The 21,447-nt window shown below is 37.6% G+C and carries 21 protein-coding genes; 4 read left to right on the top strand and 17 right to left on the bottom strand.

Translation table 11 applies throughout. The annotated features are described in order from the left end of the window. Together yqeH and CKV70_RS07565 are read right to left on the bottom strand one after the other, a co-directional pair. On the bottom strand, positions 1-1,101 hold the full coding sequence (gene yqeH / locus CKV70_RS07560; RefSeq protein ID WP_010990141.1) for a ribosome biogenesis GTPase YqeH: 1,101 nt from the start codon (positions 1,099-1,101) through the stop codon (positions 1-3). Beyond that, on the bottom strand, positions 1,098-1,619 hold the full coding sequence (locus tag CKV70_RS07565) for a YqeG family HAD IIIA-type phosphatase (RefSeq protein ID WP_003722000.1): 522 nt from the start codon (positions 1,617-1,619) through the stop codon (positions 1,098-1,100). Before CKV70_RS07565 ends, yqeH begins: the two co-directional genes overlap by 4 nt. Positions 1,620-1,780: 161 nt before the next feature. Between CKV70_RS07565 and CKV70_RS07570 the strand changes: the two genes are divergently transcribed. Beyond that, complete coding sequence (locus CKV70_RS07570) at positions 1,781-3,589, top strand: M3 family oligoendopeptidase (protein WP_014600841.1); 1,809 nt, start codon at positions 1,781-1,783, stop codon at positions 3,587-3,589. A 34-nt stretch (positions 3,590-3,623) separates the two neighbouring features. Here CKV70_RS07570 and CKV70_RS07575 read toward each other — a convergent pair whose 3' ends face one another. The 6 genes from CKV70_RS07575 to mltG all read right to left on the bottom strand — a co-directional run bounded on the left by CKV70_RS07575 (position 3,624) and on the right by mltG (position 8,151). Beyond that, positions 3,624-4,325 (bottom strand): 5'-methylthioadenosine/adenosylhomocysteine nucleosidase, encoded by a 702-nt coding sequence (locus CKV70_RS07575; protein ID WP_014600842.1) that lies wholly within the window; start codon positions 4,323-4,325, stop codon positions 3,624-3,626. 49 nt (positions 4,326-4,374) lie between these two features. Then, positions 4,375-4,998 (bottom strand): YrrS family protein, encoded by a 624-nt coding sequence (locus tag CKV70_RS07580; protein WP_014600843.1) that lies wholly within the window; start codon positions 4,996-4,998, stop codon positions 4,375-4,377. A gap of 50 nt (positions 4,999-5,048) precedes the next feature. After that, the gene (greA, locus tag CKV70_RS07585) at positions 5,049-5,531 is read right to left on the bottom strand and encodes a transcription elongation factor GreA (protein WP_003722004.1); all 483 of its coding nucleotides are present in this window, start codon (positions 5,529-5,531) and stop codon (positions 5,049-5,051) included. Between the two features lie 193 nt (positions 5,532-5,724). Beyond that, positions 5,725-6,354 (bottom strand): uridine kinase, encoded by a 630-nt coding sequence (udk, locus tag CKV70_RS07595; protein WP_003732602.1) that lies wholly within the window; start codon positions 6,352-6,354, stop codon positions 5,725-5,727. Further along, on the bottom strand, positions 6,351-7,004 hold the full coding sequence (locus CKV70_RS07600) for an O-methyltransferase (RefSeq protein ID WP_014600844.1): 654 nt from the start codon (positions 7,002-7,004) through the stop codon (positions 6,351-6,353). Before CKV70_RS07600 ends, udk begins: the two co-directional genes overlap by 4 nt. A 76-nt stretch (positions 7,005-7,080) precedes the next feature. Further along, a complete protein-coding gene (mltG, locus tag CKV70_RS07605) occupies positions 7,081-8,151 on the bottom strand; it encodes an endolytic transglycosylase MltG (protein ID WP_003722008.1) in 1,071 nt (356 codons plus the stop codon). Between the two features lie 202 nt (positions 8,152-8,353). On the opposite strand from mltG, the gene CKV70_RS07610 reads away from it, so the two are divergent. Beyond that, positions 8,354-8,980 (top strand): DedA family protein, encoded by a 627-nt coding sequence (locus CKV70_RS07610; RefSeq protein WP_014930948.1) that lies wholly within the window; start codon positions 8,354-8,356, stop codon positions 8,978-8,980. Positions 8,981-9,024: 44 nt separating this feature from the next. Here the strand turns inward: CKV70_RS07610 and CKV70_RS07615 are convergent, their stop codons facing one another. The 6 genes from CKV70_RS07615 to CKV70_RS07640 form a co-directional block, all read right to left on the bottom strand. Next, positions 9,025-9,327: a DUF1292 domain-containing protein gene (locus CKV70_RS07615; RefSeq protein WP_003722010.1), complete on the bottom strand. Its 303-nt coding sequence runs from the start codon at positions 9,325-9,327 to the stop codon at positions 9,025-9,027. A 15-nt stretch (positions 9,328-9,342) separates the two neighbouring features. Continuing rightward, a complete protein-coding gene (gene ruvX, locus CKV70_RS07620) occupies positions 9,343-9,759 on the bottom strand; it encodes a Holliday junction resolvase RuvX (protein ID WP_003730148.1) in 417 nt (138 codons plus the stop codon). After that, entirely contained in the window at positions 9,756-10,028 is a 273-nt protein-coding gene (reoM, locus tag CKV70_RS07625; protein ID WP_003719797.1) for an IreB family regulatory phosphoprotein ReoM, read from the bottom strand. Before reoM ends, ruvX begins: the two co-directional genes overlap by 4 nt. 91 nt (positions 10,029-10,119) lie before the next feature. After that, positions 10,120-12,759, bottom strand: coding sequence for an alanine--tRNA ligase (gene alaS, locus CKV70_RS07630; protein WP_014600845.1), 2,640 nt, complete (start codon positions 12,757-12,759; stop codon positions 10,120-10,122). A 306-nt stretch (positions 12,760-13,065) separates the two neighbouring features. Beyond that, positions 13,066-13,761 (bottom strand): ABC transporter ATP-binding protein, encoded by a 696-nt coding sequence (locus CKV70_RS07635; RefSeq protein ID WP_003723691.1) that lies wholly within the window; start codon positions 13,759-13,761, stop codon positions 13,066-13,068. Between the two features lie 8 nt (positions 13,762-13,769). Beyond that, positions 13,770-15,272, bottom strand: a complete 1,503-nt coding sequence (locus CKV70_RS07640; RefSeq protein WP_014600846.1) for an ABC transporter permease — start codon at positions 15,270-15,272, stop codon at positions 13,770-13,772. Between the two features lie 166 nt (positions 15,273-15,438). Here CKV70_RS07640 and pieR point away from each other — a divergent pair, with 166 nt between their 5' ends. Together pieR and pieS are read left to right on the top strand one after the other, a co-directional pair. Then, on the top strand, positions 15,439-16,125 hold the full coding sequence (pieR, locus tag CKV70_RS07645; RefSeq protein ID WP_014930949.1) for a two component system response regulator PieR: 687 nt from the start codon (positions 15,439-15,441) through the stop codon (positions 16,123-16,125). Then, a complete protein-coding gene (gene pieS / locus CKV70_RS07650; protein ID WP_010990146.1) occupies positions 16,122-17,561 on the top strand; it encodes a two component system sensor histidine kinase PieS in 1,440 nt (479 codons plus the stop codon). Before pieR ends, pieS begins: the two co-directional genes overlap by 4 nt. 41 nt (positions 17,562-17,602) lie before the next feature. Here pieS and CKV70_RS07655 read toward each other — a convergent pair whose 3' ends face one another. From CKV70_RS07655 to CKV70_RS07665, 3 genes are read right to left on the bottom strand one after another with little or no spacing between them, the layout of a single operon-like run. Then, positions 17,603-19,999 carry an SF1B family DNA helicase RecD2 gene (locus CKV70_RS07655; protein WP_014600848.1) on the bottom strand — a complete coding sequence of 799 codons (2,397 nt, stop codon included), beginning with the start codon at positions 19,997-19,999 and terminating at the stop codon, positions 17,603-17,605. A 27-nt stretch (positions 20,000-20,026) separates the two neighbouring features. Beyond that, positions 20,027-20,665 carry a tetratricopeptide repeat protein gene (locus CKV70_RS07660; RefSeq protein WP_077906957.1) on the bottom strand — a complete coding sequence of 213 codons (639 nt, stop codon included), beginning with the start codon at positions 20,663-20,665 and terminating at the stop codon, positions 20,027-20,029. Positions 20,666-20,705: 40 nt separating this feature from the next. Further along, a complete protein-coding gene (locus CKV70_RS07665; protein ID WP_014930951.1) occupies positions 20,706-21,446 on the bottom strand; it encodes an alpha/beta hydrolase in 741 nt (246 codons plus the stop codon). Position 21,447: the final 1 nt, after the last annotated feature.

The following is a 21,447-nucleotide window of genomic DNA, read 5'->3' on the forward strand; positions in this document are numbered from 1 at the left end:
TTAAACGAGTGATGTCCGGATAGTTGCGCTCACGCCTTCTGGAACCCAGGCAGTTACTTTCGCGCCACCTTCTGGGATTGTCACCCAGCCAAGTCCAGAAAAGACAATATCTGCTTTTTCTTTTACAGTAAAGGAATATGGCACGAGTTTAGGTAGAGTTTTCATATCTTCTTCAGTTGGCGGTTGAAGTACTAGTCCAGCCTGTTTCTCATATAATGCCTCTGCTTTTTCTAATTTCGTCCGGTGAATCGGTAAATTGTTGGATACATAAACAACTAGCGATTTACGACCACCTGATACGTAATCTAAGCGAGCAAGCGCGCCTAAAAATAGGGTTTGTTCTTCATTTAATTGGAAGACTGCTGGTTTAACTTCTTTTTTAGGTGTAATAGCTTTTAATGTTGTTGTATCAATGAAGTGTGCCATTTGATGGTGATTGATAATTCCAGGTGTGTCAACAAGCACATTGCCATCTGCTAATGGGATTTCAATTTTATCAAGCGTTGTTCCCGGAAATTGTGATGTCGTAATCACATTGTTTTCTCCGGATGCTTGTTTAATAATCCGATTGATAAGCGTTGATTTACCAACATTTGTACAACCGACAACATACACATCTTGCCCATTGCGTAATTCATCAATTTTCTCTAAAAGGGTATCAAAACCGTGGCCTTTTTCAGCGCTGACTAGTACGACATCTGTCGCCGCTAAGCCTTGCTCTTTGGCACGTGTTCTCATCCAACGTGTCAACTTATCGCGTTTTAATGATTTTGGTAACACATCTTCTTTGTTACCGACAAGTAATACCGGATTGCTTCCTGCAAAACGAGGAAGTCCAGGCAACCAACTACCATCAAAATCAAAAATATCTACTACATAGACAATTAAGGCTTGTTTCGAACTAATTTGATTTAAAATGCGTAGAAAATCATCATCTGTTAGCGCAACATCTTGAATTTCATTGTAATGCTTTAGACGAAAGCATCTTTTACAAATAACTTGCTCATTGTTCAGGGATGATTTTGGTGCATAGCCGATTTTATCAGGGTCTTCTGTTTGAATAACCGCGCCACAACCAATACATCTAACTTCTTCTGTCAAAGTGATTCCTCCCACTTAATTTGGTTTTTCTTTGCTAATCGTTTTAAAATAACGCTTTCCATCATTCGATTTAATTTTGTCGCCATACCATCTGTTTGTTTTACAGGGCGAACAAAAATAGTTGTTAATTTTTGACGGTTTCCACCGAATATATCTGTCATAATTTGATCCCCAATCATCACAGTTTCTTCTGGTGTCGCATCCATTTCTTTTAATGCCCAGCGAAAATTAGCGCCTAAGGGCTTTTTTGCCCGCGCTAAATAAGGAACATCAATTGCTTTTGCCACACGAGCAACTCGTTCTTCGTTATTGTTAGAAAAAATCATTACTTTGATTCCTTCTTCTTTCAATATAGTAAACCAGTTGATAACTTCATCCGTTGCGTCTAGTTGATCCCATGCAAGCAGCGTATTATCAAGATCTGTCAAAATAGTAGTCTTTCCCATTTTGCGAAGTTGCGCTGCTGTTATTCCAAATGGAGTATTCAACATTTTATCTGGTGAGAATTGCTTTAACACGTATTGGCACCTCATTCTTTTATTTAGTACAGTCTATTCTATCATACATTCAATTAGACTAATAATCTATAAATTTTACCATCTTTCTGCTTATTTTACAAAAAAACCTTAGAAAAATGCTATAATATGAAAGGAAACGTTATTTTTAAGGAGGTAAACAAATGTCAAAAGATTATTCACTAACATGGGATTTAGAAAATATATATGCTGGTGGCAGCGGCTCTGAAGAATTACAACAAACGCTTCAAGAGGTAAAAGCTGATTTAGACAGCTTTGTCGTAAATGTTTCGGAGTGGGATGTTCCTGAAAATGTGGAAGCCTCTGCAGAATTTTTACTACTAGTGAACCAAAACGCAGATATCTCTAAAATTTTACTCACAGCAGGTTCTTTTTTAGAATGTCTTGCTTCCGCTGATATCAATGATACGCGCGCAAATGAACTTTCAGCATTAATTTATCAATATGTTGCAACCCTAGCTACAGCTGAAGATGAATGGCATGATAAATTCGCGCAAGTTTCTGACCGCGTTTGGGATGAATTAATGGAACAAAATGGTTTATCGCAAATTAGCTTTATTTTAAGTGAGGCACGTACGAATCGTCGTAAAAAAGGGAGTAAAGAACAAGAAGCAGCCATTAATTCTTTAGCGGTCGATGGTTATCGTGGTTGGTCTGACCATTACGATACCATTGTTGGTAAACTTCGCATGCACGTTACTATTGACGGAGAAGAAAAAGATGTTTCTGCCGGTCAAGCGCTAAACTTATTAAATCACCCTGATCGCGCAGTTCGCCAGGCAGTTTTCAAAGAATACACACGTGTATGGCAAGAAGAATCTCGTTTATTTAGCGATACGTTAAATCATTTATCTGGATTCCGCTTAGCTACATATGATATTCGTAAATGGGATAATATCCTAGATGAGCCACTGGCAATTAATCGTTTAGATGAACAAACGTTAAAATCTATGTGGAATGTTATCCAAACGAACAAGCCTACTTTTGTTCGATTCTTAGATAGAAAAGCGAAATTACTTGGCCTTGAAAAATTAAGTTTTTATGATGTAGAAGCTCCTCTTGTATTTTCAAGTAAACCTAAGAAATATACGTATCAAGAAGGCGCAGAATTTATCATTGAGCAATTTAATAAATTCAGCCCAAAAATGGCAAACTTCGCACAATCCGCTTTTGAAAAAGGTTGGATTGAAGCTGAAGACCGTGATAATAAACGTCCTGGTGGTTTTTGTACAGACTTCCCTGTTGAAAAAGAAAGTCGCATTTTCATGACGTATGATGGAGCTCCAGGTACAGTCGCTACTCTTGCTCACGAGCTTGGGCACGCATTCCATTCACACGTGATTCGCGATGAACCTTTTGAAAACACTGATTATGCTATGAACGTTGCAGAAACTGCTTCTACTTTTGCGGAAATGATTATTGCCGATGCGTCTGTAAAAGATGCTAAAACAAAAGAAGAAAAAATTACGTTACTGGAAGATAAAATTGGTCGTAGCATTGCTTTCTTTATGAATATTCATGCTCGCTTTATTTTCGAATGTAATTTCTATGAAGCACGCAAACAAGGCGTAGTTTCCGTTGATAGACTTAATTCCTTGATGGAAGAAGCACAACGAGAAGCGTATTTGGATGCCTTAGATGAGTATCATCCACAGTTCTGGGCTTCTAAACTCCATTTTTATATTGCCGATGTACCGTTTTATAACTTCCCGTATACTTTTGGTTACTTGTTCTCGCTTGGTATTTACCATAAAGCTCAAGCAGAAGGCGCTAGTTATGAAGATAAGTACATTGCGCTACTACAAGACACTGGCTCCATGACGACCGAACAACTTGCCGAAAAACATCTAGGAGTTGACTTACGTAAAGCTGACTTCTGGGAAGAAGCAGTTGCTCTGGCAGCCAAAGATGTGGAAGATTTCCTTACTTTAACAGAAGAATACGTAAAATAAAAAAAGCCTGGAGCTTAAAAACTCCAGGCTTTTTTTAAATTGTTTTAAGCAATTCGATGATACAAGTTGCGGATTGTTTCGCTGCTAAGTGAATAAATTCATCAAATGAAATAGTTGCTTCTTGGTTAGCTAAATCTGAAATAGCACGAATAATTAAGAATGGAATATCAAATTGATAAGCAACTTGGGCAATTGCCGCCGCTTCCATTTCAACTGCTTTCACATCTGGAAAAAAAGTGCGAATTTTTTCATGCTGATCAGGACGCATAATAAAAGAATCATTCGTAACAACAAGTCCATATACCGCTTTGTTTTCGCTTGTAGCAAAATATTCACGGTAAATGGTTTCCGCTTTTTTAAGAAGTACAGCGTCTCCTTGATAAAATGCTGGCATTCTTGGGACTTGTCCGTATGTGTAACCAAATTCCGTTACATCTACATCGCCGTAAGCTAGTCGGTCAGAAATAATAACATCGCCAACAGCTAAACCTTCAGCCATACCTCCAGCAGAGCCAGTATTAATGATTACTTCTGGTTTAAAGCGATCTGCCATAAGAGTTGTTCCCAGTGCGGCATTTACTTTACCGATACCAGACTCTAAAAGCACTACTTCTTTGCTAGCAATTTCGCCAATGTAAAATTTAGCTCCGCCAATTACAATTTCTTCTACGCTCGACATGCTATTTTTTAAAAGTTCTACTTCTTCTTCCATTGCTCCGATAATACCAATTGTCATTATGTAACCTCCAAAAAAGCACAGTCGTTAAGAGCTAACTTCTGTGCTTTTATCTTTTGTCGTTTGTTTTAAGCTCTTCTACTTTGGTAGGTTGCCATCCTTCACCGTCAACCCAGGTAATATAAACACGATATGCTTTGTCCGGGTTTTCTTTAGTAGAAAGTGTACCAATTGCTTGTGTCGCAGGATCAGCTCCTTGCTCTACAAACCAAAGCGATGTATTTGAGACTGGGATATCTGTTGCTACAGAAAAAGCTTTACGTTTTTCTTGCCAGTCTACACTTGTGGAACTGTACGAATTCACATGATCACCGGTTTGTTCTGTACCAATAGGTTTCCAATCTTTTGTAATAACTTTCGCTACATTGGGATCATCGCTTTCGGTTGTTTCAGTTGTCTTATCATCTGAAGAATCTTTTTTCTTTTCGGATGATTTAGCGGCATCTTCTTTTTTCACAGTGGAAGATGCCGTTTTGTTTTCTTGTTGTGCGGGGTCGCTCTCTGTTTTAAACAGCACAAAATACAAACTACCAATGATAAGTAAGCTTACCACGATAATTAAAACGTTTAAAACTAAATTAGTCTTTTTTCGTTTTGTATTTTGCTGGGAGCGGGATCCTTCCACCAAGTTTTGTTTAATTCGACGGTTATTTGATTGTCGTTTGTCTGCCATTTGCATTCACCACCTTATAAGTAACCGCTGTATAAAAACATCCGATAATATTAAGATGCAGTGATTTTTTCGATTTTAACGCTCATGTCACCAGCTGGTGTTTGGATAGTTACTTCTTCCCCTTCTTTATGCCCAAGTAAACCTTTGGCAATTGGAGAATCATTAGAAATTTTACCTTCAAACGGGTCTGCTTCAGCGCTACCTACGATGGTATAAGTTTCTTCTTCTCCGTCTGGTAGTTCAATGAAAGTAACTGTGTTTCCTAGTGTTACTAAACCATTATGCGCTTCTGCTGCATCAATGATTTGTGCGTTACGAATCATATTTTCAATAGTAGTGATACGACCTTCAACAAAAGCTTGTTCGTCTTTTGCGGAATCATACTCGGAGTTCTCCGATAAGTCACCAAAACTACGGGCAATTTTAATCCGTTCTACTACTTCTTTACGTTTTACTGTCTTTAATTCTTGTAATTCATTTTCTAATTTTGCTTTCCCATCTAGGGTCATTGGAAATACTTTTTCTGTCGCCAATCGATTTCGCTCCTTTTTGTTTGTTCATTATTGTATAGAAAAGCACGGAGATATCGCTCCGCACCTTCATCAAAAATATTACTACTCGTCAGAAAGATTAACATGCCACGCTAGAAATAGCAAGCAATTGTCTCTCTTTTTACTAGGAAAATTTTACCTTAATTTTCTCTATTTGACAAGTGATACCTGTTGTTTAAACATGTTTTTGCAAGATGGATTCAATTTTTGTTGTCATTAAGTCGATTGCTACGTGATTCTCTCCGCCTTCTGGAATAATAATATCGGCAAATTTTTTCGTTGGTTCGATGAATTCGTTGTGCATTGGCTTAACAACAGAAAGATATTGCTCGATAACGGAATCCATTGTCCGACCACGTTCTTTCATATCGCGTAAAAGTCTGCGAATAAAACGAATATCATCATCGGTATCCACATATACTTTAATATCCATTAAATCCCTAAGGCGTTTATCTTCTAAAATTAAAATTCCTTCTAAAATAATAACTTCTCTAGGTTCTTGGATTTCTACTTCTGTTTTTCGCGTATATTTGGCATAATCATAAATCGGCTTTTCTATGGTTTCGTAGCGACGCAGTGCGGCAATATGTGAAATAAGTAAATCCGTATCAAAAGCTAGTGGATGATCATAATTTACTTTTAATCTATCTTCAAAACTAATATTGGCTTGATCGTGATAATAGACATCTTGAGCAATCATCAAAATCGAGTGCCCGCTAAAATGATCACAAATGGCTTTCGTTACACTAGTTTTACCAGAACCTGAACCGCCAGTTACGCCGACTACGATTGGTTTTTTTGTCATGATACGCCTCCAGTTTTCTTTCTTTTGGAAATAGATAGGCCGTCCCCTAGCGGAATGGTCGTTGTTTCAAAATCAGGATGCGTCACTAAAAAATCGTTAAAATGGCGCATTTTCCTAGCAACACGTAATTTGCGTTGTTTTTCTGGTGTCATATCTAGCGCTAACCCTTTAAAAAGAACATTATCACTATAAATAACGCCATTTTCAGCTAAAGAATCGGTATAAATATGGAAAAATTTCTCATATTGCGCTTTGGCTGCATCAATAAAGATTGCGTCAAATGGACCGTGAGCCAAAATTTCTTCAGCTCCTTCAATAGCATCTGTTAATAAAACTTTCACTCTGTCATTAGCCCCGTAGCGCTGAATATTATGTATTGCTTGCTTATATCGTTCTTCGTCGCGCTCAACCGTGATAATCTCTGCATCAGGAAGTTTATCTGCCATTTTTAAAGCGGAGTAACCAATGGCCGTCCCAAGCTCCAATATGCGCTTTGGTTTTTGGATATCTAAAATCTGTAATAAGCAGTACAAAGAATCTGGTTCCATAATCGGTACTTCATTTTCCTTCGCATACGCCTCTAATTCTTCAAAAAAAGGACTGCTCTTAGGAATGTTTTTTAATAAATAATCATGAATAATATCATTCACTGCTAGTGATCCCCTATCTTAACAAACAAAGCACCTGCCAAAAACATGCTAAACATGCTTCTGACAAGTGGTTGTTTTAATTATTTTTCGTAATATGCTCTTCTTTTAGTTTATTGTGCTCTTCTAATGTTTTAGAGAAGTATACTTTACCAGTTTTTGTATTTGCTAAGAAGTATAGGTAATCACTTTTTTCTGGATAAAGTGCTGCTTCCATCGAAGAGTCTCCACTATTTGAAATTGGACCTGGTGGTAATCCATTGTTTTTGTATGTGTTGTATGGTGAATCGACTTCTAAATCTTTGTAAGTCGTTTTACTTTTGTGTTCACCAAGCGCATAAAGAACAGTTGGATCTGTCTGCAAGCGCATATCTTTTGCTAAACGATTATAAAATACACTAGCAATCATTTTGCGATCTACGTTTTCAGTTGCTTCTTTTTCGATAATGGAAGACATCGTTAAGAATTTGTGTACGGACATTTTTTGTTTTGTTAGTTCATCACGGTACTTGGCAATGTTTACATCTGTTGCTTTGACCATCTCTGTAATAATTTGTTCTGCAGATACATCTGTTCCTTTGAAAGTGTACGTAGCTGGGTATAAATAACCTTCTAATGGATGTTTAATAGATTTATTTAACACATCATTAGTTACCGTTTCTGGATATGCTTTAATCATAGAAGCAACAAATTCGGGATCATCCATTGTTTTAAGTACATCTGCTTTTTTTAGTTTTGGTTGATAAGCAACAATTCTATCAGCAATTTGGTCTAACGTGTAGCCTTCTGGAATGACTAGTTTGGCAGGTGCCACCGTTTTTCCTTCTTGCATTTTTTTAACGATTTGATCCGTGTTCATTGCGGGGCTTAATTCATAATTTCCCGCTTTTAAATTTGTATCATTATTATATTTTACATAAAACGAGAAAATAGAAGCATTATTAATTACTTTTTTATCTTCTAAAATGGTAGAAATGTCTGAGATACTAGAGCCTGCTGGGATTTCAACGGTGATTTTCTCTTTGCTTGCTTCATCTTTTGGTTCTAGTTGCGATTTTACATAATAATAACCTGAAAAAGTTGCAATCACTAAAATTAAAATAATAATAGAAATAATAATTGTAATCTTCTTACCTTTTGTATTCTTCATTTTAGACCTCATTTCATTGAAAACAATTCTAATCTATTATACCGATTATCATAAAAAAATGCTATTCAATACGGAAAATTTTCTTAAAAAGTGACGTTTTTATGTTTTTTCGGTATAATAAATAGCGTGATTTAACGAACAAGACAGAATCAGTCAAAGACTTGCTTCTGCCAATTAATTAAATATTGAAGGAGTCTTTTGGATGTTACATACGTTAATACAAAGTTTGCAAGATTTCACGATGTGGTTAGTAGATTCACTTGGTCACTGGGGAATTTTCCTCGGAATGCTGATTGAAAGTGTTTGTATTCCGCTACCTAGTGAAGTCATTATGCTATTTGGTGGATTTATGGCGGAAGCTGGGAAATTAAATTTTTGGCTCGTTGTCTTTGCTGGGATTTCTGGTAACTTAGTAGGTTCACTGATTGCTTATTACATAGGTAAATTCGGCGGTAGAGCTTTAGTCCTGAAATTTGGGAAGTATATTTTCTTAAATGTAAAACACCTAGATAAAGCAGAACTTTGGTTCGGTCGTTACGGAGCAAGAGCTGTATTTTTCGGCCGCGTATTACCAGTTATTCGGACATTTATTTCGTTACCCGCCGGCATTGCGAAAATGAATGTGTGGAAATTTATTATATACACGATTTTAGGTTGTATTCCGTGGAACATTTTTCTTACATGGCTTGGTTATTCCTTAGCTTCTAATTGGAGCGTCGTGGAAAAATATACGCGACCAATAAGCTATTTAATGTTAGCTTTAGTTATTGCCATCGTTGTCTACCTTGCTTACAAAGTATGGAATAAACGTGCTAGAAACGCAAAATAAAAAGCATGTCTTGACAGTTTTTGTCAGGACATGCTTTTTTAATATTATTCTTCGTCTTCGTCAGCTAGGAATGTAGCAAGGATTTCTTCAATCATATCCCATTCTTCATCTGTTTCAACAGGTTTAAGTTGACCTTGTTTACCTTCTTCATCTTGGATATAGCTAGATGCAAGGATTTCGATTTCTTCGTCTTCCCCTTTACCTGCTGGGAAATATAATACGTAAGATTTGTCAAAGTCTTCGGAATCAAAGTCAAAAAGAATTTCGTAAGCTTCTTCTTTTCCTTCTTCGTTTGTAATCCAAATAATATTTTCTTCTTCATGATTATGGTTATGTTCTTCTGCCATTAAATTCACCTCAAATTAATTAGTAGTGTCCAAATAGGACTGTAAAATCATTACTGCAGCTAACTTATCAATTACTTCTTTTCGTTTTTTACGCGAAACATCTGCTTCAATCAAAGTTCTTTCAGCGGCAGAAGTGGTCAAACGTTCATCCCAAAGCACAACAGGCAAACCGATTCTCGCCTCAAGTACTTCAGCATATATTTTAGAACTTTCAGCACGAGGTCCTATGGTGTTATTCATATTCTTAGGAAGCCCAACTACGACTTTTTCCACTTCATATTCAAGCACTAGCTCTTTTACGCGGTCATAGCCGAATTGCTTTCTATTCTCGTCAATCTGAATTGTTTCCACACCTTGCGCGGTCCAACCAAGTGGATCACTTATCGCTACGCCGACTGTTTTCGAGCCGACATCTAAACCCATTATTCTCATTTCTCACCAATTTCGTTATTTTTCAGATACGCTTTGACAAGTTCCTCGATAATTTCATCTCGTTCTAAACGACGTATCATACTTCTAGCATCCTTGTGACGAGGAATATAAGCTGGATCGCCTGAAAGTAAATAGCCAACGATTTGATTTACGGGATTATAGCCTTTTTCTTCAAGAGCAACGTAGACTTGTTTCATTAATTTTTTTACATCTTCTTCAATTGAATCATCGCCGAAGTTGTAAAACATTGTTTGATCTTTTGAATCCATAATCGAAGCACCTCATTCCTTCATGTATCTCCTTTCATTTTACACTATGTGAACGGAAATAACAAAGAAAAATGAGGCGCTTTGATGAAATTTATGCTTGTTGTTCTTTTACCCAAGTAGAAACGTAATCAAGGGCAGTTCTGAGTTCTGCTGGATTTTTACCGCCAGCTTGAGCCATGTCAGGGCGTCCACCACCGTTACCGCCGCATCGTGTTGCCACTTCTTTTAATAATTTACCTGCGTGGTAACCTGCTTTGATTGCTTCTTCAGAGACTGCGGAGATTAAGTTTACTTTATCGCCTTGAACAGCGCCTAAAACAAGAATTCCACCAATTTTTTTATCTTTCCAGTTATCCACAAATTGACGTAATTGGTTCATGTCTTTTGCATTCACTTGTTTTGCAATCACTTTGACGCCACCAATTTCTTCTGGTGATTCAAAAATATCAGCGCTTGCTGCACTTGCCAATTTGCTTAATAATGATTCGTTCTCACGTTTCACTTCGCGCAAGTCAGCTTGTAATAGTTCTACTTTTTGTGGAGTTTCTTTAGTTGTTGTTTTTAGTAGACTTGCTGCCTGTTTTAATGTATTTTCTTGTTCTGTTACAAAGCGATATGCTTCTTTTCCAGTAACAGCTTCGATACGTCTAGTTCCTGCTCCGATACCTGTTTCGGATACAATTTTGAATAGACCAATATCAGCTGTATTACGAACATGGACACCACCACATAGTTCAATGCTGTATTTGCCTACTTGTACAACTCGTACAATATCACCGTATTTTTCGCCGAATAGTGCCATAGCGCCAAGTTCTTTTGCTTCCGCTATAGGCATTTCTTCAATTACAACATTGATTTGTTCCCAGATTTTTTCATTCACGATTTCTTCCATTTTTGTTAGTTCTTCTTCTGTAATTTGACCAAAATGAGAGAAGTCAAAGCGCAAACGATCCGGGGAAACAAGAGAGCCAGCTTGGTTAACATGTTCGCCTAATGTATCTTTTAATGCACGGTGTAAAAGGTGTGTGGCTGTATGGTTTTTGATTGTTTCGCGACGTTTTACCCTATCGACAGCAAGTTTCACTGTGTCGCCTGTTTTTAATACGCCTTCTTTGACAGAAATACGATGTAAATTTTGTTTGTTTGGCGCTTTTTGTACATCTTCTACATAAGCAAGACCCGTTTCGCTCTCGATTGTTCCTTTGTCAGCAACTTGTCCGCCGCTTTCTGCATAAAATGGTGTTTCTTTGAATATAACTTGCGCTTCGTTTCCAGCAGCTACCTCGTCAACAAGGGTGTCATTTTGGATTAAATACAAGATTTCTGAAACGTGCTCTGTTGAGTTGTAGCCAACAAATGCACTTTTTTCGGTTAAATTAGCAAGCAGTTCGCCTTGCACTTGCATAGATTTCACATCAGCACGAGCAGCACGAGCACGAGCACGTTGTTCTTTCATTTCTGCTTCGAAGCCAGCGTGATCCACTTTTAAGCCATGATCTTCCGCATATTCTTCCGTCAATTCCACTGGGAAACCGAATGTATCATATAATTTGAAAATGTCTGCGCCTTTGATAACTTGTTCGTTCGTTTCTTTCGCAGTTTTTAGGATTGTTTCCAAAATTGCTAGACCTTCGTTTAATGTTTCGTGGAAACGTTCTTCTTCCGTGCGAATAACTTTTTGGATAAAGTATGTTTGGTTTTCTACTTCTGGATAGAAACTATTCATGATTTTCCCAACTACTGGTACTAATTTGTACATAAATGGTTCGTTGATTGTTAGAACTTTTGCATAACGAACAGCACGGCGAAGTAAACGACGTAAAATATATCCGCGTCCTTCGTTGGATGGTAAAGCACCGTCACCGATTGCAAAAGCTACAGTACGAATATGGTCAGCGATTACTTTAAATGCCACATCATTTTCTTGTGAATGGCCATATTTCACACCAGCGATTTGTTCAACTTCACGAATAATTGGCATAAACAAATCTGTTTCAAAGTTAGTTGGTGCGTCTTGGATGATGGAAACCATCCGTTCAAGCCCCATCCCTGTATCAATGTTTTGTTTTGGAAGCGGTGTGTATGTTCCATCTGGATTATGGTTAAACTGGGAAAATACTAAGTTCCAGATTTCTAAATAACGCTCATTTTCTCCACCTGGATATAATTCTGGATCACTTGCATCGTCACCGAAAGCAGGTCCACGGTCATAGAAAATTTCGCTGTCTGGGCCACTTGGTCCAATACCGATATCCCAGAAATTATCTTCAATTTCGACGATATGATCATCACTCAAACCAATTTTTTCGCGCCATAACGTTTTCGCTTCTTCATCTTCTGGATACACAGTCACATACAATTTATCTGGATCAAAACCAATCCATTTAGGGCTCGTTAGGAATTCCCAAGCAAAAACAATCGCCCCTTCTTTAAAATAATCACCGATAGAAAAGTTTCCTAGCATTTCAAAGAATGTATGATGACGCGCTGTTTTACCGACGTTTTCAATGTCATTTGTACGGATGGATTTTTGAGCGTTCGCCATTCTTGGATTATCCGGAATAACGGAACCGTCAAAGTATTTTTTCATGGTTGCTACACCACTGTTAATCCAAAGAATTGTTGGATCATTATTTGGTACAAGTGGTGCACTAGGTTCGATAGTATGCCCTTTTTCTTTAAAGAAATCTAAAAATAACTGTCTTACTTCAGCGCTTGATAATTGTTTCATTTTTTATTTCCTCCTTTTGGTTTTACAACAAAAAAAGCCCATATGATTGCTCACAGGGACGATTTTGGTGAAATCGCGGTACCACCCTGTTTGCAATGATATAGACTTTGTATCATTACCTCTTCAGTTATCTGTTAACGTGGATAAGACGGATCATCTAATGGGAGAGCAATTTTGGAACTAGCGTGGTTTTCCTTCCAGCCATGGGAAAACTCTCTAATCACGTGGAAACCAAAATCATATTCCTATCATGTATCAATTTCTATTCAACAATAAACTAAATTATAAAGAACGGATGGCTAAATGTCAACTGTTTATTAGACTATTCGTTGATTGTTTCTTTTCAACAAAGCTTCCATTTTTAAGTGTTAGTTTTACATCTGATACTTTTGCAATCTCAGGATCATGTGTCACCATAATAACGCATTTACCTTCTTTGTGAGCTAAATCTTGGAATAAGGTAACTACTTCTTTACTAGTACGTTCATCCAAATTCCCAGTCGGCTCATCTGCTACAATCAATTCTGTTTCGCAGCAAAGGGCTCGAGCAATCGAAACCCGTTGTTGTTGCCCACCACTTAACGTCAATACTTTTTGCCGCGCCATTTCTTCTGTGATGCCCACTTTTTCTAGCATACTCAGTGCAAAGGCCTTTTTATCTGGTTGATTTACATGGGTAATTTCCATTGCAGTCGTTACATTTTGAAGAGCGGTCATATATGTTAACAAATTATAGCTTTGGAAAACAATCGAGACATATTTATTTCTAAATTGTTGTAGGCCAATGCTTTTAAGTGAACTACCTTTATAATAGATATCACCCTCTTTTTGCGTATCGAGCCCTCCTGCAAGGGATAAAAAGGTTGTTTTCCCTGAGCCGGAACTTCCGACTACCGTGTAAAAAACACCAGCTTCAAAATCATAATTGATATCATTTAAAATCGATTCGTCTTTCGTTTTATACCAATAAGAAATATTTTCAAACGTTAATACTTTGGTCATATCGTCACCTACTCCTGTTTAGTTAGAATTGTTTTTGGATTCATACGAAGAACGAGTGCAGCTGGTAAAAGAACAGAGATAAAGGCAATTCCGATCCCAATTCCGCCCATTTTTAGCATATCTTCTAATGTTACTTGAATGTCTAATTCTTTGATTTGTTCCGTGTTTTTCGTCAAGTTGCTCACACTCTCACCAAATCCACCCGGACCGCCTTGGCCGCCACCACCAGGACCACGGTTTTCTGTGGAAGTCGTTGTTTCGTTAGTAGATGAATTTTGTTGTGCCAGTAATTGATTTCCAGCTAATTGCGCTACATAATGACTACTTGCAGCAGCTAACCCAAAGGAGACTAGAGCTACAATTAAAATTTCAACAAAGAATTGCGCGATTAATTTACCACGTTTTTCACCGATAGCTAGAAGTACGCCCATTTCGTATTTGCGATCGCGTACTTGCATCATTACAAGTAAACCTAAGATGAGCGCTCCGGCAATGCTGACAATATAGACAACATTTTTAGAGAAAGATGCGACACTGTTAATTGGTCCAATCATTTGTTGGTAAAGTGTATCATTGGCATCTAATTTAAATGTATCCCAATCAATGCTATCAACTTTTTTCGCTTCTTTTTCAAAAGCAGAAATATTAGCCGCATCATCCATTGTATAAACAGCTGAGTCTACCGTGTTTTTATAGTTGGAACCCTTAATTGTATTAGCTACTGTATAAGGAACATATACTTTATTATAAGGATTTAGGAAAGAGAAGTTTTGTGCCATATCACTTCCAGAATCTGTTGTTTTATAAATACCAACGATTTTTAATGTTACTTTGGTATTGCCATCACTAGATGTGACAGTGAAAGAATCGCCAACTTTCCAATCATTTTCTTCTGCTAAATTTTCTTCTACCATAGCTACATTTTTATCTTTGTCAGCGGAAGTAATTGCCACACCACTTGTTAATTCACTAGTTCCTGCTTCAAAATCAGTGCTAGTTGCAGAATCAAGTAATCCACTAATACTTAAATCAGCATCTACCATTTGCGGTCCACCTTGGCCGCCTCCTGGTCCTTGTGTTTCGGTTGTTGTGGATGTTTCATCGCTGGAAGAAGATGTATCTCCAGAAGACTCAATTGGATCAAATCCGGATGCTAAAGCTTGTGTACTAGAATAATAATTATAACTTGCTACATGATTTAATTTCGCTAATTCATTAGCATCACTAACATCTATCGGGCTGCTCTCAAATTGAGGTTTGGATTCTGTGGAACTGCTGTCACTACTTGCAGCCTCGTCTCGCATTGCCTGCATTTGTTTTTCTCGGTCAACAGTCAGTGTTACCGTTCCGCCAAGTTGTTCTCTTGCCAACTCGCTTGCTTTATCTGCGGCAGATTGAATGGTAAAGCCTGATAAAATAAGTACACAGACGACTGTGAAAATAATTAATTGTAAAACAGATCTTCCTTTTCTCGCTTTCATGCTGAGCCATGCTCTCTTAAAAAAATTCATGTGATTTCCTCCATTCGGTTTCTACTCCACTAAGATTACTGGGGAGTTATGAAGAAAGTATGAACAAACTATGATGCATATTTTAAACTTTCGCGAAAAAAATAATTTGGCTTGATTATTAGGTCTAATTAGGCTAGTTTTAAAGTAAGAGGAGTGAGAACAGAATATGAAATTACTTATGATAGAAGATAATGTAAGTGTCTGTGAAATGATAGAAATGTTCTTTATGAAAGAAGAAATTAATGCTACATTTGTTCATGATGCCAAAATGGGTTATGAAGCGTTTTTTAAAGATGATTATGATATTGCGATTATTGACCTAATGCTTCCTAATATGGACGGAATGACCATTTGCCGTAAAATCCGTGAAGTAAGCGATGTGCCAATTATCATTTTAACGGCTAAAGAGTCAGAATCCGATCAAGTGCTTGGTCTCGAAATGGGCGCAGATGACTATGTAACAAAACCATTTAGCCCACTTACTTTAATGGCTCGAATTAAAGCTGTTACACGCCGCAAAAATAGTGCCACTTCTACAGAAAATAATGAAGATATCCTAGAAACAACTTATTTTAAAATTAGTAAACGCACACGCGAAATTTTTTATCAAGATGAGCTACTTGATGCTCTAACACCTAAAGAATTCGATTTACTATATTTTTTGATGCAACATCCACGACAAGTGTTTTCAAGAGAACAATTGCCGGAACAAGTTTGGGGTTATCAGTTCTACGGAGATGAGCGCACAGTGGACGTTCACATCAAACGTTTACGCCAAAAAATCGCCACCGAAACAAAGCCATTTTTGCACACCGTCTGGGGTGTTGGCTACAAATTTGATGAAACGGAATGAAGCAAATGAAATTTAAATATGCTTACCAATTATTTTTCACACAATTTATCATTTTACTCATTGCTTGTATTATGATTGGGGTGCTTGTCTCCCACTCATTAAAAGATTATTTTTACCAAAGCCAAGTAGATGACTTAACAAGTTATGGGCAAACGATTTCCAGGGATATTCGTTATTCGCCACAAGATGCAACGATGCAAGTTTTGAACACGTATCAGCGAATTTTAGATGTAAAAAAAATTCATTATACAATCAAGAATGCCAACGACGAAACCATTTATCCAACACAGATGAATCAGCCTTTACCTAAGGATTTCTCTATTTCTGCGGATGATAAGAAAAAGCTTGAAAGTGGTGAAACGGTTAGTAAGAAAATAGATAATCGCTTTAACAAAGAAATGACAATTGTGTACGTCCCAATAATGAATGGCGATAAATTTGTCGGTTCTATCGTGCTGAATTCACCCATTAGCGGTACGGAGCAAGTAATTGGCACGATTAACCGCTATATGTTCTACACTATTTTACTTTCTATAACGGTAGCACTTATTCTTAGCGCAATCTTGTCCAAACTACAAGTAAATCGAATCAACAAACTACGAGCAGCGACAAAAGACGTTATTCAAGGCAATTACAACGCTCGCTTGAAGGAAAATAATTTTGATGAAATTGGTGCACTCGCCATTGATTTCAATAAAATGACACAAACCCTTGAAACATCTCAAGAAGAAATTGAACGACAAGAGAAACGGAGACGCCAGTTTATTGCTGATGTTTCTCATGAAATGCGCACCCCGCTCACAACGATTAGTGGCCTCACGGAAGGTTTAGTAAATGATATTATCCCAAAAAGTGAAACAGATCGTTGCATAGCACTCATTGATACAGAAGCTAGACGTTTAACGAAACTAGTCAATGAAAATTTAGATTATGAAAAAATACGCAGTAACAAAATCAAGCTTCAAAAAACACGTTTTAACGGTAAGGAATTCCTTGAGTTAATCAAAGAACAACTCGATTATGTAGCAAGCGAAAAAGGTAACACTATTACTGTTGCTATTGATAAAGACATGGCGATTTACGCAGATTACGATCGTTTAACACAAGTATTTATCAATATCGTCAAAAACAGTGTCCAATTTACTGAAAATGGTCAGATTACTCTAACTGGCACACAAGATTATAAAGAATCTGTTTTAACGATAACAGATACTGGGATTGGTATGAATACTGAGGAATTAGAACAAATTTGGGAAAGGTTTTATAAAGCAGATATGTCTCGAACAAATACAGCTTTTGGCGAATCTGGTATTGGCTTATCCATTGTGAAGCAGTTAATTGAATATCACGATGGATCAATTACGGTGACTAGTGAACCAAATAAAGGTACTTCATTTACTATTCGCCTTCCTTTTTTCCAAGATAACGAACAATAAAAAAAGAACCACTTTCTAAACTTTTAGAGAGTGGTTCTTTTTTATCCTACCATAAACTGTTCTGGAGTAATCCCTTCCATTCCAATCATCGGATCAATTTCCGTAATGTTTTCAGCAGTGAGAATTCGTTTATTCGTCATTTGTTCTAATAAAACATCTTCGCTCATTAAACGTTCAGAGAGTGTTGTATTACGCTTATTTTCATCAATTCGTTCTATCCCCATTCGAAAAGCTTCTTCTTCCCCGCAAAGAATGAGAAATTGTTTACTCCGCGTTACTCCAGTGTAGAGTAAATCGCGACGTAACATCCGGTAGTAACTGCGGACAATCGGCATAATCACAATCGGAAATTCACTTCCCTGCGCTTTATGAATCGAACAACAATAAGCATGGGTCAATTGATTAAATTCTTGCCTATAGTAAGAAACCTCTGTTTGGTCAAATTGAACGACAATCAGATCTTGTTTTTCGGTATTTTCTTTGGCGTAGATTATAGAAACAATTTCACCGATATCACCGTTAAACACATTTTTCTCTGGTTGATTAATCAATTGCAGTACTTTGTCATGCACGCGATACTTTATGTCACCGTATTGAACTTCTTTACGACGCCCTGTATCATTTGGATTGAAGATTTCTTGTAGTTTTTTATTTAAAATATCAATGCCTGCGGGACCACGATACATTGGTGCTAAAACTTGGATATCTTTTGCTCGAAACCCTTTGTTTTTTGCATTTTTTACCACTTGTTCGACCACATCACCAATTTGATTTACCGTGCAATGAAAAAAGGAGCGATCGGCGCTATTTTTGGTGAAATCAGCTGGCAACATGCCTTCTTTTATATAATGCGCCATTTCGATAATGGAAGAACCATCCTTTTGGCGATAAATATCTGAAAGAGCTACAGTTGGAATTTGTTCAGATTGCAGAATATCTTTGAGTACTTGACCCGGTCCGACTGAAGGCAACTGATCTTGGTCGCCAACGAGTACCACTTGCATGTGCGCTGGTAAAGCACGGAATAATTGATTAGCAAGCCAAATATCAACCATCGACATCTCATCCACAATCAACAGTCGTCCATCAATCAGTCTTTCTGCATCATCATCCATTTGTTCTTGACCATTCATTCCGAGTAGACGGTGAATAGTCATCGCAGGAAGTCCAGTTGACTCTGACATCCGTTTAGCGGCACGACCAGTTGGAGCAGCAAGAAGAACGGGGAAAGTCGCTCCATCTTTGTAAGCATGGGGATCAAGACTCACACCATTTAGTTCCGCATACAGCTCCACTATCCCTTTAATGACCGTTGTTTTCCCTGTTCCAGGACCACCAGTAAGTACGAGCATCGGAGACATTAAAGCTTGTTCTAAAGCCTGTCGTTGTGAGTCTCCGTAATGAACGCCAATCCTTTCTTCTAATTCTCCTAGAGCTAGTAAAAATTCGGATTGTGGAAATTGTTCTTGGTATTCTGTTTGTTTAAGCATTCGCTTAACATGATATGCAAAGCCACTCTCTGAATAATAGAGCGACGGCATGTATACGCGTGTGTTTTCCGTAATAATCTTTTGTTCCTCGGCCAATTTTTCTACTTGAGCTACTAAAATACTTTGGTCAATTCGAATGCCTTCACTTTCTTCTAGCAAATATGTCACTTCTCCAAGCAGAACCTCTTGCTCCATGTATACGTGACCTTGTTGCATACAAACCGAATCTAACATAAATAAAATCCCTGCGCGAAGCCGTTCTGGATGATTCCCGCCAAGACCGAGTTTCCGTCCAAGCTCATCGGCACGTTGAAAACCAATCCCTTTTACGTCCTCAATCAATTTATAAGGATTATTCTCTAGCACTTCAATAGCATTTTGTTTATAGGCCTGGAAAATTTTCATGGATAATTGCGGGCCAAAGCCATATTCGTTTAAACCGACCATCACATGCTCTAATCCCTGATTTTCTCTAAGAGAAGCAAGCAAACTTTCCGCTGCACCGGATGGCAACTTAGGTACCGTGTTTAACAAACTCGGATCGGATAAAATTTTCGTAATAGCATCATCGCCAATCGTATCCACAATATTTTCAGCGGTTACTTTACCAATTCCTTTAAAAAGTTCTCCAGAAAGATAATTAATTAAACCAGCGCGTGATTGTGGCATTTCTTTACGAAACCGGTCTGCTTTGAATTGTTGACCAAATTTAGCATGTTCCTGCATTTTTCCGTAGAAAGTGTAGACTTCTTGTTCGTGGAGTGCTGGGAAAAAGCCAGTTACGATAATATCTTTTTCGTCCCAATCCGCATTTGTTTCTTTTACCAATATTCGTACGACAGAAAAGAGGTTTTCGGCATTGTAAAAAATGGTAGACAACATCGTGCCCTTCATGAAAAGTTCTTCTGTTGTATCATCAAATAAGGCGAGTGATTCTTGTTCAGCCATTCTAAGCCGCCTCCTTTCTAATTAGATTTACTCTGCTTCGTTTTCTAAATCTTGAATCGCATTTAAGGCATTTTCAGCCAATTCATGTGATGCGCCTGTAGCAATTGCTCGTTCAAAATAGTTTTTAGCAAGAACGATATCTCCTTGCCATGCCAGATAAGCTGCACCAATATTGTAAAGTGCATCTAGATCTTCAGGCTTAACAAGTAAAACGCGTTCTAACATATTAATCGCATCTTCATAAAAACCACTGCGAGCAAGCACAATCCCATATTGAAATAACGCTTCGCCGTCTTCTGGATTTAATTCGACACTTCTAAGTAAATATGGCATCGCAAGTGTTAGCTCCTCCATTTGAACAAAACTCATTCCTAACATGAAAAACAAATCACCATTTTCCATTCCTTGTTTTGTGGCATTTTGGAAGCTATCTGCGGCTTCTTGATAACGCTCTAATTCATAATATAAATTTCCTAAGCTATAGTAAGCAGCTGGAACTGTGTCGTCTAGCTCAAGAGCTCTTTTGAAAAATAATTCCGCACGTTCAAAATCATCCATTGAAAGTAAAACATTCCCAAAATTAATATAACCAACTGGATCGCTTGGATGTTCTTCAATTACTTCTGTAAATAATTTGACCGCTTCTTCTAAATTACCTTCTTGCATTTGTTTAATACCTAATTGGTTTTTATCCATGTTATCCCTCTTATCTTTCCTGATTTTTTACAGACGTATTAAGCCACGTAACGAGCGCGTTCGCTACTTGATCTGTTTGTTCTGGCCCACTAATCGCTGCTTTTCCGTCCCCATGTTGTTCTCCATATGAACCGAATTGTGCATGATTTCCACCTTTAATAGAAACAAAAGTAGTATCTTTAGGCAAGTATTTTTTATTTTTATTATAAGAATCTTGGTTTAAGACATCATCATTTGTCGCTGTGATAGAAAGTGCTGGAAAAGAAGCATTTTTTAAGGAACCTTTTTTATCTGGGTAACTAGCTAAGAAAAACGCGCCTTCTATTTCGTTTTCGTTATCATGTGCAAATCTAGAAGACATCACGCCACCAAGCGAGTGTCCACCAATGACAAATTTTTCATCCGGAGCTTCATCAATAATATCAGCAGCTCGATTTTTACCAAATACAGCTAAATTAAGGGGCATTTCAACGATGTACGTTTTGTAACCGCTCGAAGCAAGTTTGTTTGCAAGAGGTGCATAACTTAAAGCATCAACAAAAGCACCTGGATATAAAATAACACTCATATCTGCATCCGATTTACGTGGAGTAAAAACAAGGATGTCATTTTCTTCAAGCACCTCCACAGCTTTAGTTGAATTTGCAGCATTTTCTGCGGTTGTAGACGGTTCTGAGTTGAAATAAAAATATCCCCAAATAAGAAGACAAAATAAAACAATCGCACTCCCAAAAATCGCTATTTTTTTCATA

Source organism: Listeria monocytogenes (assembly GCF_900187225.1).
GTDB lineage: Bacteria > Bacillota > Bacilli > Lactobacillales > Listeriaceae > Listeria > Listeria monocytogenes.